This window comes from Stenotrophomonas sp. Sm2128 (assembly GCF_030985535.1).
GTDB lineage: Bacteria > Pseudomonadota > Gammaproteobacteria > Xanthomonadales > Xanthomonadaceae > Stenotrophomonas > Stenotrophomonas maltophilia.
Genome location: NZ_JAPTFQ010000100.1, coordinates 1 through 14593 on the forward strand (window position 1 = coordinate 1; position 14593 = coordinate 14593).

The window sequence follows — 14593 nt, forward strand, 5'->3', positions numbered from 1 at the left end:
CCGCGAACCCACCCCGCCCTGCCAAGCGCGGCTTTTGCTTTACGCGGCCAAGCAGCCAGCCACGAGGGGCTGCGCCGTTGGCTGAAAACTCAGTACCGCTTGATCCCCGGCACCGTGCAGCCTTCAATCTGCGCATGCGCCGACACCGCATTTTGCTTCTCGCCCCGCGCCAGGCGCGACTGCTCGATCGTCGCCCAATGCCGGCGGCACAGCGGCCCTGTCTTCGAGCCCAGGTCGACCGCCTTGCGCGCAAACGCCTCCGCCTGCGCCCACTGACCCTGCAGCAGCGCCAGCTCGGCGCGCTCCTGCAGCACCGCCGGGTCACCAGCGACGATCTCCAGCGCATGGTCCAGGCTGCTGGCGGCACCGGCCAGATCGTTGGCCTGGCGTTGTGCCTGCGCGGTCACCCGCAGATCTTCCACCTGCGAGTCACGCAACGGCTGCACCGACAACTCCTTGTCATCGGGGCCAGCGGCTGCGTCAACTGCGGCCAGGCGCTGCGCCGGCGTGGTGGTATCGACCGGTTTGACCACCGGCGGCGCACTGCTCACGCAGGCGGCCAGGGCCAGGCTGAGGCCGGTCAGGGCCAGGGGCTGCAGCAGGGATCGCATGTTCATCGGCATCATCGGCTCGGGGGAGGAGTGGCGGCGGCGGGCGTCGCGGCAGGTTCGGCAGGCGCTTCCGGCTTGCGGTCCAGGCCGAACCAGCTGCGCCAGCCACCACCCTCGCCTTCGGTCTCGCCCTGCCCGTCCGGCGACACCGCCGGTGCACAGGGCGCATAGGCCGGTGCATAGCCGACCACGAACGGGAAGCGGCGCGCTCCCGGGCAGCCCTCGTCGGTCGTGTTGAGGCCGCTGGCGGCCACCGACTGCCAGTCCAGGCCCTTGTTGCTGACCCGCAGCGGCGCACTGGGAAGACGCTGGAAGATGCCCGACCAGACCCGCATCGCGCCGGTGGCACCGTACAGGCCGGCCTGCTCGTTCTGGTCGTTGCCGATCCAGATCACCGCTAGGTGATCCCCGGTGTAACCGGCATACCAGCTGTCACGACCATCGTTGGTGGTACCGGTCTTGCCGGCCGGCTGCAGGCGGCTGAGGCCATCGGCGTTGAGCCGCTGCGCGGTGCCGCTGGCAACCACCTGCTGCAGGCCGACACTGATCAGGTTGGCGGCAATCGAATCGCCTTCCTGGGCCGGTGCCGGGGTCTTGTCGTAACGCTTGAGCAGCTTGCCCTGCGGATCGAGCACGCCACGCACCGCATGCAATGGCTGGATTTCGCCACCGGACGCGAGGAACTGGTACAGCTGTGCCATCGCGTAAGGGCTCTGGTCGGTCGAACCGAGGATCACCGCCGGATTCGCTTCGGCCTTGATGCCGGCCAGCACGTGGATCAGCTGGGTCACACGCTCGGGGCCGACCTGCATGCCCACGCGCACCGTGGCCTGGTTGTAGGAATGCGCCAGCGCGTCGATCAGGCGCACAGTGCCGTGGCTGCGGTTGTCCGCGTTGCCCGGGCTCCAGTTGCGGCCACGGCCGAGCTGCACCGTCACCGGCGAATCGTCGACCCAGCTGGCCAGCGAGTAGCGGTCCGGCTGCGCCAGCGCCAGCAGGTACACGAACGGCTTCAACAGCGAGCCGACCGGGCGCTGTGCTTCGATCGCTCGATTGAACCCCACCTCGGACACTTCACGGCTGCCGATCACCGCCAGCACGTCACCGTTGTGCACGTCGGTCAGCACCATGCCGGCCTGCAGTTCGGGACGGCGCTTGCTTTCCAGCGACTTGATGGTGCGGGTCACCGCGCCTTCGGCATAGGCCTGCGCAGACGGCGACATGCCGGTCATCACGCTCAGGCCGGCGCCCTGCAGCGCCGATTCCGGATAGTCATGGCCGAGCTGGCGGCGAACCAGGTCCACATAGGCCGGGAAGCGGTTGGCCGCCACCAGGCCCGGCGTCTTGGGCACGCCCAGCGGCGCCTTCAGTGCACGCTGGTACTCGGCATCGTCGATCAGCGTCGCCTCATGCAGCTTGCCCAGCACGAAATTACGGCGATCCAGTGCGCGTTCCGGGTTGCGCCGCGGATCGTAGTAGGACGGGCCCTTGACCAGGCCGATCAGCAGCGCGATCTGCTCGGTTTCCAGCGATTGCAGGTCACGGCCGAACCAGAACTCGGCGCCGGAAGACATGCCGTGGATGGCCTGGCTGCCGCGCTGGCCCAGGTACACCTGGTTGAGATAGGCCTCGAAGATGGTGCGCTTGTCGTAGCGCGCCTCCATGATCAGCGCGTACAGCACTTCGTTGAATTTGCGGGTGACCGTCTGCTCCTTGCCGATCCCGAGCAGGCCGCTGCGGGCCAGCTGCTGGGTCAGCGTGGACGCCCCCTGGCGACTCTGGCCACCGGAACGGACCGTCACCCACACCGCGCGCGCGATGCCGGACAGATCGATGCCGTGGTGACGGTTGAAGTCCTTGTCCTCCACCGCCTGCAAGCCGGTCACCAGCAGGTCCGGCGCCTCGTCCATGCGGATCAGGCGGCGTTCTTCCTGCTTCTGCCCGTACAGGGTGGCAATACGCGCCGGGTCCAGGCGCGCAGCCTTCAGCGCCTTGCGGTTGTCGGCATCACGCAGCGACGCGACCGCACCGTCTGCCAGCGACAGTTCCAGCCGACGCGGTGCGACGCGGCCATCCACATCGTTGTAGCCACGGCTGGAAATGACAAAGCGCCCGCCGTTCACCGCATAGGTCGCCGGCTCCTTGCCCTGCCCGTCATCGCGGTAGGCGGATGCGGCGAGTTCGGTCTTCAGGGTCGCCGCGTCCATCGCCTTGCCGGGTGTGAGCACCAGCGGCCGCGCATATACCCGGGTCGGGATCTGCCAGCGCAGTTCACCGAAGCGCTGGGTCACCTGTTGGTTCAGGTACAGCGTATAAGGGATCAGGAAGCCCAATCCCAACGCGACCGCAGCCATGCTCCAGGTGATCAGGCGACGCCGCCACAGCGGGCTGTCGTCCTGCTGGTCGTCGTCGAAATCGTCGATGTCGTCGGAATCGTAGCGTCGGGGCACGGGCATGCAGGCGGGTAGGGTCTGGCGAGTCTAACGCAGGCGCCGCGGTGGCTGGCAGGCGATGGCCCGCGGTTTCACTGCAGTTCAAGCAGCGCGCGGCGCCCGCCACCCGGCCCACGCGCCCGCAAGCGCTGCCCAGCCCCCTTTCCAGCCGCCCCCCGCCAGGCAGACGTTGGCCAGGCGTGCGATCAACCGCAGCGCATCATGGGCGATCCAGCCTGCCGGCACATCCACGCGGCGATACAGCTGCAGTCGCGACCAGGCCATGCGCCAGGCGAGCGCGTGAAGTCCCTGGAAGCGCTCCGGCGCCACCACCACGCCGCGCTGCCCCAGCAGATCGGCCAGGGCCAGCAGGCGCCCGGCCGTGCGCTGGCGCGCCTGTGAATCGAACAGATCGAGATGGCGCAGGCGTTGCAGGAAACCGCGGCGACTGGCACCGATCTGGTTGTTGCCATGCTGCCGGTAGTCGATGGTCGGTTCGGCCAGCATGTCCAGCCCTCCTCGCAGTGATGCGTTGACCGCGAGCCATTCGTCGTGACTCCAGCCCGCAGGCACGGGCAGTGATCCGACCACAAGCTGGCGACGCAGCGCACAGGTTGCGCCGGTGACAAAATTACGTTGCAGGATCACGTCGGCAGCCAGCCCGTCGCGCTCCAGCTCCACTTCGGCCAGGTGCACTTTCAGCACCTCCATCAGGCGCTGGCCCAGCGGCGCGCCCTGCGCATCCACCAACCTCGCGTCGCTGTGCAGCAGCAACAGGGCCGGGTCTGCCTGGAAGCGTTGAACATAGCGGCGGACACGCCCCGCATGCCAGACATCATCCTGGTCGCACAGGAACAGGATGTCGGCCTGGCAACGCGTCAGTGCATCGGCGAAATTGCGCACATAGCCGAGATTGCGCGCGTGCTGGACGATCTCGACACGGATGCCCAGCGCCTGTGCACGCGGCACGAAGGCCTGCAGCAGCTGCAGCGTCTGGTCGCTGGAACCGTCATCGCCGATCATGACTTCGTTCACCGGAAGATCCTGGTCGAGGATGCTGTCCAGCTGCGCCTGCAGGTAGCGCGCACCGTTGTAGGTGCACAGCGCGACGCCAATGCGCTCGGCAGGGGCCGATCGGGATGGCGCGTCAGGCATCGAACGTACTCGCGGAAACAAGGGCCGGGGGATGGTAGCAGAGCCCCCCCCAAGAGGATGGATATGGTGGCTGGCTAGCCGTGGCCGGGATACGCAGCGATCCGCTGCACGGCCTGGGCCGCGCTCATCGGTCGCCACGTGTCCGCGTCGGGCTGGAACGGCCGCGGATGTACGTCCAGCAGCGCCTGCAGCGGGCCATTGTCCGCAATCAGATCCTGCTGCAGGCGTGACACCGGACCACGCGCCCGCGGCAGCACCGCGGCCAGGCCCCGCAGTGCCGCGCCCGGCAACGGCAGCGCCAATGTCGGCTGTGCCAGGCTGGCGTGCACGCGGCGGAACATCGCGTGATAGGGCAGGCGCTCGCCACCGCCGATTTCCAGCACCCGTGCCGACGCTGCACCGGTGGCGATGCAGGCCACCACGGCGCGGGCGATATCGTCGGCATGCACCGGTTGGCGCAGGCCTCCCACCAGCGGAATCGGAAACAGGCGCAGACGCAGCGCACGCTGCACGATCGGGGTGATGCTGCGGTCGATGCCGGCCCCATAGATCAGGGTCGGCCGCAGGATTGTCCAGCCCATGCCAAGGCGCTCGGCCTGCGCGATCAGGCCCGCTTCGCCCCGCTGCAGCATCGCCACGACGTCCTGCTCGTCGGCCTGCTCGGAATTCTGCTTGCTCAGCACGCTCATCGAACTGGTGGCGATGACCTGCTGCGCGGGGGCCGCCGTCTGCCGCGACAACCACTGCGCCAATGCTTCAAGGGGGCCGAAGCTGGCAATCGCCTGCCAGTCCGGAGACGGCACGCTGTCCAGCGCAGCCGCCAGGTCCCCGCACAGCCACTGCACGCCGTCCTGTGCCGGTCGCGGTTGCCGGCTCACCGCCTGTACCCGCCCATGCGCCTGCACCAGGCGCGGCAGCAGGAACCGGCCGATCTGGCTGGTGGCTCCGGAAACAAGGACGGTCATCGGCACTCCGTGGGGATGTTGCGAGGGGTGGCTACTATAGCGGTCCCTCCGGCAACGGCGGGCTCAGGGCGACGACACCCCGATGTCGCGCAGGCGCTGCCGCAACTGCTGGTACTCGCTGCTGGAAGGGCCGACGCCAAGCTCGCCCGCCTGCTGGAGCGCACGTTCGGCAAAGGCGACATCTCCGTTGCCCAATCGTTCGCTGCCAATCGCAATCCAACGCTGCGCGAGGCGCTGGCGGGCCGCAGGCAGGCCGCCAGCGGTGGGAGACAACGTCTGCCAGGCCTGCAGGCAGGCACCTGCAGCCTGCACCCGGTTCTGCCGGAGGTTGTCGTCGAAACAACGGCGACTGGCAGGCAGCAGGCGCGCGGCCGCGGCCTTCACCCGTGAATCGCGCGGTGCCAGCGCCTGTGCTTCGCGAAGGGCATCGAATGCGCTGTGCCCCGGCGGGCTGATCCATTGGCCTGCGCGCTCGGCGCGTTCGATCCGGCGCAGGTGATCGCGCAGCTCGCGTTCACGCTGCGCGTTGCTCACTGCGGGCTGCTGCAGTGCCTCCCGGGCCTGCCGTGCACGCTGCAGGCGCTGCACCAGTTGCTGTCGTGCCGCCTGCGAAGCGCCCAGTGCTTCGGCCAGCACGGCATCACGCTGCGCCGCCTCGAACTGGAAATCGTCGGCCTGGATCTGGCTTCGCGCCAGCACCGCCTGCAGCACCTGCTCGCGGCCCCGCTGGGCAGTGGGATCGTCCGGCGCCACCGCCAGCACGGCCAGGAACCCCTTTGCGGCACGTTCCAGCTGCTGTCGCTGAAGTGCGCGCTGTGCCTGCCGCAAGCGCTCGTCGACCGCCCGTGCCAGGGCCTCCTGGCTGGCGGGAAGATCGGCGTGGCCTGCATCGAACAGGCGCGCGCGCTGCAACGTCGCAGCGGCTTCAGCCAGTTCCCCGCGTCCGGCCAGCGCGCGCGCATGCTGCAGCAGATCGCTCAGTGCATCCTCGCGCCCCTCCAGAGCGGGCAGGTTGTCCGGCTGCAGTGCCAGGATGCGCTGGAACAGCGGCAACGCACTGCTGTCGCCATCGTCCAGCCGGCCGGCCGCGAACGCATTGCGGGCCTGGGCCAGCAACGCGCCGATACCGGCGCCGGCGCTACGCCGCGCCTGCAGTTGGCGGGCCACGGCGTCGGCGTCGCCCTGCGGCACCTGCAGCTCGCGGGCCAGCGCCAGTGACTGCGCGCTGCCCTCCAGATCGTCGCCCTGCAGCTTGTCGCGGGCCTGCTGCAATGCTGCCGCGGCGGTTCGTGCAAGGCCCTGGCGCGCCTGCGGCCGATCGCCATCCAGTGCCAGCACCGCCTGGTAGCGCTCCCGCGCACCACTGCCGTCGGCCGCACTCAGCCGGCCGGCGGCGAGCGCGCGATCGCCTTCGACCAGCAGCTGTTCGATCTGCGGCTCGTCCCAGAACCAGTCGGCCAGCGGCTTGCGCAGCAGCACCAGCAGCACGAACACCGCCAGCGCCGCGACCAGCGCCCATCGCCAGACCCGCCGCGCATGACGTGCCTGCAGCCACCACCAGCGGCCTTCGCGGCGGACGCGATCCAGCGCAGGGTGTTCAGCGCCATGCGGGCGATGCGGGGGCTCGCGTTCCATGCGTGCAGGGTAGCCGGGGCGGCGTGAAGCTCAGCCGAGGCGACGCGCCTCGCTCACGCCCGGCAGCGCGTCCAGCTTGCCCAGCAGGTTCGACAACTGGTCGTAGTCGCTAACCTTCAGCCTCAGGCGCAGATGGGCACGGCCACTGTTGCGCACGTTGTCACTGTGGATGTCGAGCACGTAGGCGTCTTCCTGGGCGATCAGGTTGGTGATGTCCTTCAGCAGCCAGCGGCGGTCGACCGCATTGACCACCACGTCCACCTCGTAGCCGCCCCCGGCCTGGCCCCATTCCACCGGCAGGATGCGCTGCGGGCTGGTGGCCGCCAGCCGGGCCAGCGCGGCACAGTCTGCCCGGTGCACGGTGACACCGCGGCTACGGGTGAGGTAGCCGACGATCGGTTCGCCGGCCACCGGCTGGCAGCAGCGCGCCAGCTGCACCAGCAGATTGCCCACGCCCTGCACCGTGAACTTGGACTTGCCCAGGTTCTCGCGGCGGGCGGTCGGGCGCGGAAGCGCCGGCGCAGGGGCCGGCTGGCTGGCCGCGCGCTCTGCTTCCAGCAGCGTACGGCTGACCTGGTTCGGGCCGGTGTCGCCCAGCGCCACCTGGATGTAGAGGTCGTCAACGCTGTCGGCATGGAACTTCTTCGCCGCCACCGCCAGATCCGAATGCTGCAGCCCCAGGCGCTTCAGCTCGCGCTCGAGCAGTTCGCGCCCGGCCTGCACGTTGCGCGCGCGGTCCAGCTTGTGGAACCAGCTGCGCACCTTTTCGCGCGAGCGGTTGCTGGCCAGGAAGCCCAGCGCGGGCATCAGCCAGTCGCGGCGGGGGTCGGCCTCCTTGCCGGTGAGGATCTCGACACGGTCGCCGCTGCGCAGGCGATAGGTCAGCGGCACGATGCGGCCATTGACCTTGGCGCCGCGGCAGCGGTGGCCCACCATCGTATGTACCTGGTAGGCGAAATCGAGCGGCGTGGCCCCCTGGGGCAGGTCCAGCACCTCGTCCTTCGGGCTGAGCGCATAGACCCGGTCCTCGGTCAGCTCGGCGTCGAGTGCCCCGGCCAGTTCGTTGCCCTGCCCGTCCTGCGCCTGCTCCAGCAGCTGGCGCATCCAGGTGATCTTGCGATCGAACGACTTTTCCGCGCCCTTGCCGCCTTCCTTGTACTTCCAGTGCGCGGCCACGCCCAGCTCGGCCTGGGAATGCATCTCGTGGGTGCGGATCTGCACTTCGATCGTGCGCCCTTCCGGGCCGACCACGGCGGTGTGCAGCGAACGGTAGTCGTTGGCCTTCGGGCGTGCGATGTAATCGTCGAACTCGCTCGGCACCGGGGCCCACAGCGCATGCACCACACCCAGCGCGGCGTAGCAGGCGGCGACGTCGTCGACCATCACCCGCACCGCGCGGATGTCGTACAGCTGGTCGAACGCCAGCCGCTTCTTCTGCATCTTCCGCCAGATGCTGTAGATGTGCTTGGGGCGGCCACTCACTTCGGCATGGATGCCCTGTGCGGCCAGCTCGCGCGACAGCTGCTTCTTCACGTTCTGCACGTAGCGCTCGCGCGCCACGCGGGTTTCGTCCACTTCGCGCGCGATGCGGCGGTAGGTTTCCGGCTCCAGGTGGCGGAACGCCAGGTCCTCCAGCTCCCACTTCAGCTGCCAGATGCCCAACCGGTTGGCCAGCGGCGCATGGATGTCGCGGGTCAGCTGCGCCAGCGCCCGGCGCTGCTCGTCGTCCAGCTTGTCGGCAGCGCGCATTCTCGCCAGCTGCCGGGCCAGCAGGATCGGCACCACGCGCAGGTCGCGGATGATCGCCAGCAGCAGGCGGCGCAGGCCCTCGCTGTTGCGCCCGGCCTCGCGGCCAGCATGCAGCGCCCAGACCGGATCGGCGGCGTCCTGGCCGTCGAGCAGGCCGATCACCGCCGCCTTGTGGTTGCCCAGCGGCAGCTGGTCCAAGCTGGCGCGCAGGCCGGGCAGGTCGAACAACAGCGCGGCAACCACCGCGCCTTCGTCGGCGGAGAGCATCGACAGTGCATCGAGGGTATCGCCCAGCACCGACCAGCTGGCGCGCATCTGGTGGTCGCACTCCGGTGCTTCCCAGTGTTCGCGCAGGGCCTGGCGCAGCGGAGCGGGCAGCACCGCGGCGGAGGGACGGTTCAACAAGGCATCCAGGCCGGGGACAGAAGCGCGGTTCACAGCATCGAGCAGGCAAGACAGAGGTTCCTACACTAGCGCCGGCGCCGTTCAGGGACAATCACCGCGGCCACCATCACCCGGCATGAAGACATGCCGCTACACTCGCCGGCAAACCCAGGAGAGTTCCGCCATGCCCTCGATCGCCCCACGTTTCCGTCCACGGCTGCTGGCCTGCGCCGCACTGCTGCTGTCCCTGTCGGCGCCTGCGCTGGCCCAGCGCGTGGTGGACGGTGACCTGCAGCAGCAGATGTCGCCGACTGAATTCAAGGCGGCCGGCCTGGACAAGCTGAGCGCGCAGGAACTGGCCACGCTCAACCGCTGGCTGCAGGGCAAGGTTGAAGCGGCGACGACCCAGGCTGTGGCAGCGGTACGCGAAGAAGCCCGCGAACAGGGCCGCCAGGAAGTGATCGTGAAGAACCGCGGGTTCTTCGATTTCGGCAGCAGCGAGCCGATCACCGGCGTGCTGCAGGGCGAGTTCCGTGGCTTCGGCAAGGGCCGCGTCTACGTGCTGGACAACGGCCAGGAATGGGAGCAGACCGACAGCACCAGCGTGGTCGGCGTGCGCAAGCAATCGCCCAAGGTCAGCATCAAGCCCGGCGTGATGGGCGTGTGGTACATGAAGGTGGAAGGCGTGAACAGCCAGCCCAAGGTGCGCCGCTCCAAGTAGTGGATCCACGCCACGCGTGGATGACATTCCACCGTACCCCGCCGGTCATCATCCGGCGGGGTCGGGTCGGGGGTTACGAGGCCTGGCGCAGTGCCGTCACCCGCTGCGCCAGCTTCTTCGCCGAAATGCCGGTACGTGCCCCCAGCTCCTGCGCGAACAGCGACACCCGCAGCTCTTCCAGGTCCCAGCGCAGCGCCTGCCATTGCGGGCGATCGCGCAGGCCCTGCTGCTCTGCCGTTTCCAGCGCTTCCAGGAACGGATGCAGTTCCAGCATGCGTGCCTGGTCACGTGGCGGATCACGCTTGGCGCGCTCGCTGCGCAGGATCATCGCCTTCAGGTAGCGCGGATACTGCGCCAGCGCGTCGGCCGGCGTATCGCGCAGGAAACCGGGGTGGATCAGCCCGGACAGCTGCGCTTCCATGTCGTCCAGGTTGCCGCGCGCCCAACCCATCAACGGTGCTTCCAGCATCGGCTTCAGTTCCGCCACCAGCGCCAGGATGGTTTCGGCCAGTTTCAGCCGCGACATGGCCTCGCCGAACAGGGCCTTGGCCGCATGATCACGGCGCTGTTCGAAGGCCGCCGCATCGCGGATGTCTTCCAGGCCCTCCGCCAACACCGCGTTCATCGCCGCATCCACCAGGTCACCACGCAGGCGCTCCTGCGACTCGATCGCCGCATACAACAGGCCGGTCTTGGCGCCCACCGGCAGCTGCTTGCGCGCCTGCTTGACCTTCTCGGCCAGGGCGATCTCCAGCAGCCGGCGCACGCCCAGCGGGTGAGCCTCCTGTGCCTGCTGCCGATCGGCGAAGATGCGCAGCGCCACGCTGTCACCCTCGTCCAGCAATGCCGGATAGGCCGGAACGCCGGCTTCACCGGGCACCTGCAGCGGTATCGGCGTGGCCGGGAACGTGCGCAGGCCATCGGCCGCCATCTCGCGGCCAGCGCGTGCAGCGAAGGCATCGCCGGCACGACCGCCGAATCTCGCGCGCAGTGCGTCCAGATCACGCGAAGTGGCCAGCACCTTGCCCTGCTCGTCGCGCAGCCGCAGGTTCATGTGCAGGTGCGGCTCGATCGAACCGGGCTCGAAATCGAGCGCGGTCACGGTGGCACCGGTTGCACGTGACAGGAAACGCGCCAGTTCGCCAGTGATGGCATCGGCGCTGGGCTGCGGGAACGCCTCGTAGAACGCGCGGCCGAAGTCCGGCGCCGGCACGTAGTTGCGGCGCATCGCCTTGGGCAGGCTGCGGATCAGTGCCGAGGCCTTGTCGGCGACGAAGCCCGGCGCCAGCCAGCCCAGCTGCACCGGGTCCAATGCATTGAGCAGGTGCAGCGGCACGTCCAGGGTCACGCCGTCATCGTCGGCACCCGGCTCGAAGCGGTAGTGCAGCGGCAACCGCGCCTGGCCCAGCGCCAGGTATTTCGGGTAGCGCTCCTGCTCACTGCCCTCTCCGGGCAGCAGGTCTGCGAGCGACCAGTGCAGGGTCTTGCGCTGTTCCGGCGCCAGCCCCTTCCACCAGGCATCCAGGCCCGCAGCCGAATGGATCTGCGGCGGCACCCGGTCCAGGTACCAGCGCGCCTGCCAGTCCTCGTCGGCGACGATGCCGGCGCGACGCAGCTTGGCTTCCTCCTCGCGGGCGACCTCCAGCACTTTCTGGTTGTCGGCCACGAAACTGGCGCGGGTGTTGATCTCGCCGGTCACCAATGCCTGGCGCACGAAGATGTCATGTGCCTCGCCCGGCTCGATGCGGCCGTAATGCACCGGCTTCTTCGGCGCCAGCACCAGGCCGAACAGGCTGATCTGCTCGGAGGCCAGCACCTGTCCCTGCGCGCGCGACCAGTGCGGATCGAAGTGCTTGCGCAGCAGCAGGTGCGGCAGCTCGGCAATCACCCAGTCCGGTTCGATCGCGGCCAGGGTCATGCCCCACACCTTCTGCGTATCCAGCAGGTTGGCCACCAGCAGCCACGGCGGCGGCCGCTTGGACAGCGCCGACCCCGGGAACGGCAGGAACCGGCGCTGGCGTGGCGCCTGGAAATCGCCCTTCTCGGTGCGGTGGCCGATCTGCGTCGGCAGGCCCGCCACCAGCGCCCGGTGCAGGGTCTGGTAGGCGGCGGCGCGCACGCGTTCGCTGAAACCGCCGCCAACCGGCGCCTGTTCCTTCTGCGCGCGCACGGCCACCGGCGCCGGTGCGGCCTCGGCCTTGCCTTCGCGGGCTAGGCGCGCGGCGCGGTGCAGCTGGCCCCGGGTGGCTTTCACCGCCGCCGCGTCGTCACGCGCCGGTGCCGGCGCACTGCTGCCGGCCAGCAACGGCGCCATCGACGCCTCGCTGGCCTCCTCCTTCCAGCCCAGTTCCTCGCACAGCAGCCGCAGCTGGCGATGCAGCTCGCGCCACTCGCGCATGCGCAGGAAGCCGAGGAAATGACGTCCGCACCAGTCGCGCAGCTTGGACTGGGTCAGGTCTTCATGGGCCTGCCGGTAGGCATCCCACAGGCGCAGCACGCCAACGAACTCGGAGCGGCCATCGGCGAACTGCGCGTGCGCGCTGTCGGCCGCACCACGCGCTTCGGGTGGGCGTTCGCGCGGGTCCTGGATGCCCAGGAACGAGGCGATCACCAGCATCGGCCGCAGGCAGCCTGCGGCCTGCGCGGCCACCAGCATGCGCGCAAGCTTCACGTCCACCGGCAGGCGTGCCATCTGCTTGCCGATGGTGGTCATGCGCCGCTCGGCGTCGATCGCGCCCAGTTCGGTCAGTTGCTGCCAGCCATCGGCCACCGCACGCTCGTCCGGCGCTTCCAGGAACGGGAAATCCTCGATGCGGCCCAGGCCCAGCTGCAGCATGCGCAGGATCACCCCGGCCAGGCTGGAGCGGCGGATTTCCGGATCGGTGAATTCGGGCCGCGCCTGGAAATCGGCTTCGGCGTACAGGCGGTAACAGATACCTTCGGCGATACGTCCGCAGCGACCTTTGCGCTGGTTGGCGCTGGCCTGCGAGATCGGCTCGATGTGCAGGCGGTCCAGCTTGTTGCGCGGGCTGTAGCGCTTGACGCGGGCGAAACCCGGATCGACCACGTAACGGATGCGCGGCACCGTCAGCGAAGTTTCCGCCACGTTGGTGGCCAGCACGATGCGCCGGTTCGGCCCGGGGTTGAACACCCGGTCCTGGTCCTGGTTGGACAGCCGCGCGTACAACGGCAGCACCTCGGTATTGCGGTACTTGCGCCGTTCCAGCGACTGGTGCGCATCGCGGATCTCGCGCTCGCCCGGCAGGAAGATCAGCACGTCACCGCGCGCATCCAGGCGGGTGATCTCGTCGATGGCCGACACGATGGCGTCGTTGACGGTGCGGTCGCCCTGGTCTTCGCCCTCGCCTTCCAGCGCGCGGTAGCGCACTTCCACCGGATAGGTACGGCCTTCGACGCTGATCACCGGCGCATTGTCGAAATGCTGGGCGAAGCGTTCGGTGTCGATGGTGGCCGAGGTGACGATCAGCTTCAGGTCCGGCCGCTTGCGCAGCAGCTGCTTCAGGTAGCCCAGCAGGAAATCGATGTTGAGGCTGCGTTCGTGCGCCTCGTCGACGATGATCGTGTCGTAGTTCGACAGCCAGCGGTCACTGGCGATCTCCGCCAGCAGGATGCCGTCGGTCATGAACTTGATGCGGCTGTCTTCGCTGACCTTGTCATTGAAGCGCACCTGGTAGCCGACCAGCTGGCCCAGTTCACTCTGCAGTTCCTGTGCCACGCGGCTGGCCACCGCACGTGCGGCAATCCGTCGCGGCTGGGTGCAGCCGATCATGCCGGCCTGGCCACGGCCGGCGGCCAGGCACAGCTTCGGCAGCTGGGTGGTCTTGCCCGAGCCGGTTTCACCGGCGATCACCACCACCTGATGTTCGCGGATCAGCGCGATGATGGCGTCGGCTTCACGCGCAATCGGCAGCTGCGGGTCCAGAGTAATGGACGGCTGCTGTTGCGCCCGCACCTGCCGGCGCTGCACCGACGCCTGCAAGGCCTGCTCGAAGGTGGCGGCCAGCGCCGCATCCTGGGGCTTGGCCTGGCAACGCGAGAGCATTCCCAGCAAACGGCCCCGGTCGCGGCTCATGGCGCCGTCGATGGCGGCACGCTGTTGGCGCAGGCGGGGCGATGGATTTTTATCGATAGAGTTCATCAATCGGTTCGTTCAAAACTTTGAAAGCGACCAGTCATCACGACCGGTTTATTGTGAAGGCCAACGATTCCACAAGGAGGAACCCCATGGCGAAGACCAAGAGCACGACCAAGGCCAAGACCGGAAAGCAGAAGCTTGCTGCGGCGGCACCGTCGGCACCGAACATCGATATCGGGATCACCCAGGGCGACCGCAAGAAGATCGCCGACGGTCTGTCGCGCTTCCAGGCCGATGCGTTCACGCTCTACCTGAAGACGCACAACTTCCACTGGAACGTGACCGGGTCGATGTTCAACTCGCTGCACACCATGTTCGAGACGCAGTACACCGAGCAGTGGGCGGCACTGGACGACGTGGCCGAGCGCATCCGCGCGCTGGGCTTCAATGCCCCGGGCTCCTACCGGGAATTCGCTGCGCTGACCTCGATCGCCGAGGAACCGGGCCTGACCGACAGTGCGGACTGGCGTGAAATGGTACGCCAGTTGGTGGTCGCCAACGAAGCGGTCTGCCGTACGGCACGTGAAGTGCTGGAGGTGGCGGCCAAGGGGGACGACGCCCCGACCGAGGATCTGATGACCCAGCGGCTGCAGACACACGAGAAGTACGCCTGGATGCTGCGTTCTCTGCTCCAGTAAGAGTTGGGGGGCTCGGCAGGGCTGCGCCCTGCACCCGCCGAGGCAACGGCAACGTCAACAGCTGGCTATCTGTGGGCTGGCGGGGTGGGTCCGGTGGCAGGGGACGCCGTGAACCCGTCCTTGGGGGCTTGGCCGCGGCATCCATGC

9 protein-coding genes are annotated in these 14593 nt (G+C 68.6%); 2 read left to right on the plus strand and 7 right to left on the minus strand.

The genetic code is table 11. The features are described 5' to 3' along the window. Window positions 1-89: 89 nt before the first annotated feature. The 6 genes from O0K41_RS20325 to O0K41_RS20350 all read right to left on the minus strand — a co-directional run bounded on the left by O0K41_RS20325 (window position 90) and on the right by O0K41_RS20350 (window position 8985). On the minus strand, window positions 90-626 hold the full coding sequence (locus O0K41_RS20325; protein WP_049450265.1) for a hypothetical protein: 537 nt from the start codon (window positions 624-626) through the stop codon (window positions 90-92). Next, entirely contained in the window at window positions 623-3061 is a 2439-nt protein-coding gene (mrcB, locus tag O0K41_RS20330; RefSeq protein WP_043035707.1) for a penicillin-binding protein 1B, read from the minus strand. The genes O0K41_RS20325 and mrcB overlap by 4 nt, the downstream gene beginning before the upstream one ends. An 84-nt stretch (window positions 3062-3145) precedes the next feature. Beyond that, window positions 3146-4198, minus strand: coding sequence for a glycosyltransferase family 2 protein (locus tag O0K41_RS20335; protein ID WP_164223247.1), 1053 nt, complete (start codon window positions 4196-4198; stop codon window positions 3146-3148). 74 nt (window positions 4199-4272) lie between these two features. Beyond that, window positions 4273-5163: an NAD-dependent epimerase/dehydratase family protein gene (locus O0K41_RS20340; protein WP_049450269.1), complete on the minus strand. Its 891-nt coding sequence runs from the start codon at window positions 5161-5163 to the stop codon at window positions 4273-4275. 63 nt (window positions 5164-5226) lie between these two features. Continuing rightward, complete coding sequence (locus O0K41_RS20345) at window positions 5227-6798, minus strand: hypothetical protein (RefSeq protein WP_099484100.1); 1572 nt, start codon at window positions 6796-6798, stop codon at window positions 5227-5229. Between the two features lie 30 nt (window positions 6799-6828). Further along, window positions 6829-8985 carry a bifunctional (p)ppGpp synthetase/guanosine-3',5'-bis(diphosphate) 3'-pyrophosphohydrolase gene (locus tag O0K41_RS20350; RefSeq protein ID WP_043035705.1) on the minus strand — a complete coding sequence of 719 codons (2157 nt, stop codon included), beginning with the start codon at window positions 8983-8985 and terminating at the stop codon, window positions 6829-6831. 130 nt (window positions 8986-9115) lie between these two features. Here O0K41_RS20350 and O0K41_RS20355 point away from each other — a divergent pair, with 130 nt between their 5' ends. Next, entirely contained in the window at window positions 9116-9652 is a 537-nt protein-coding gene (locus O0K41_RS20355; protein WP_005410728.1) for a hypothetical protein, read from the plus strand. Between the two features lie 73 nt (window positions 9653-9725). Here the strand turns inward: O0K41_RS20355 and hrpA are convergent, their stop codons facing one another. After that, a complete protein-coding gene (gene hrpA / locus O0K41_RS20360; RefSeq protein ID WP_164223250.1) occupies window positions 9726-13811 on the minus strand; it encodes an ATP-dependent RNA helicase HrpA in 4086 nt (1361 codons plus the stop codon). 86 nt (window positions 13812-13897) lie between these two features. Here hrpA and O0K41_RS20365 point away from each other — a divergent pair, with 86 nt between their 5' ends. Continuing rightward, window positions 13898-14446, plus strand: coding sequence for a Dps family protein (locus O0K41_RS20365; RefSeq protein ID WP_005410730.1), 549 nt, complete (start codon window positions 13898-13900; stop codon window positions 14444-14446). Window positions 14447-14593: the final 147 nt, after the last annotated feature.

Bases quoted from the DNA above. Each gene is read 5' to 3' on its own strand.
- hrpA (WP_164223250.1), bottom strand. From the start codon at position 13,811: ATGAACTCTATCGATAAAAATCCATCGCCCCGCCTGCGCCAACAGCGT.
- O0K41_RS20335 (WP_164223247.1), bottom strand. From the start codon at position 4,198: ATGCCTGACGCGCCATCCCGATCGGCCCCTGCCGAGCGCATTGGCGTC.
- O0K41_RS20340 (WP_049450269.1), bottom strand. From the start codon at position 5,163: ATGACCGTCCTTGTTTCCGGAGCCACCAGCCAGATCGGCCGGTTCCTG.
- O0K41_RS20325 (WP_049450265.1), bottom strand. From the start codon at position 626: ATGATGCCGATGAACATGCGATCCCTGCTGCAGCCCCTGGCCCTGACC.
- O0K41_RS20365 (WP_005410730.1), top strand. From the start codon at position 13,898: ATGGCGAAGACCAAGAGCACGACCAAGGCCAAGACCGGAAAGCAGAAG.
- O0K41_RS20345 (WP_099484100.1), bottom strand. From the start codon at position 6,798: ATGGAACGCGAGCCCCCGCATCGCCCGCATGGCGCTGAACACCCTGCG.
- O0K41_RS20355 (WP_005410728.1), top strand. From the start codon at position 9,116: ATGCCCTCGATCGCCCCACGTTTCCGTCCACGGCTGCTGGCCTGCGCC.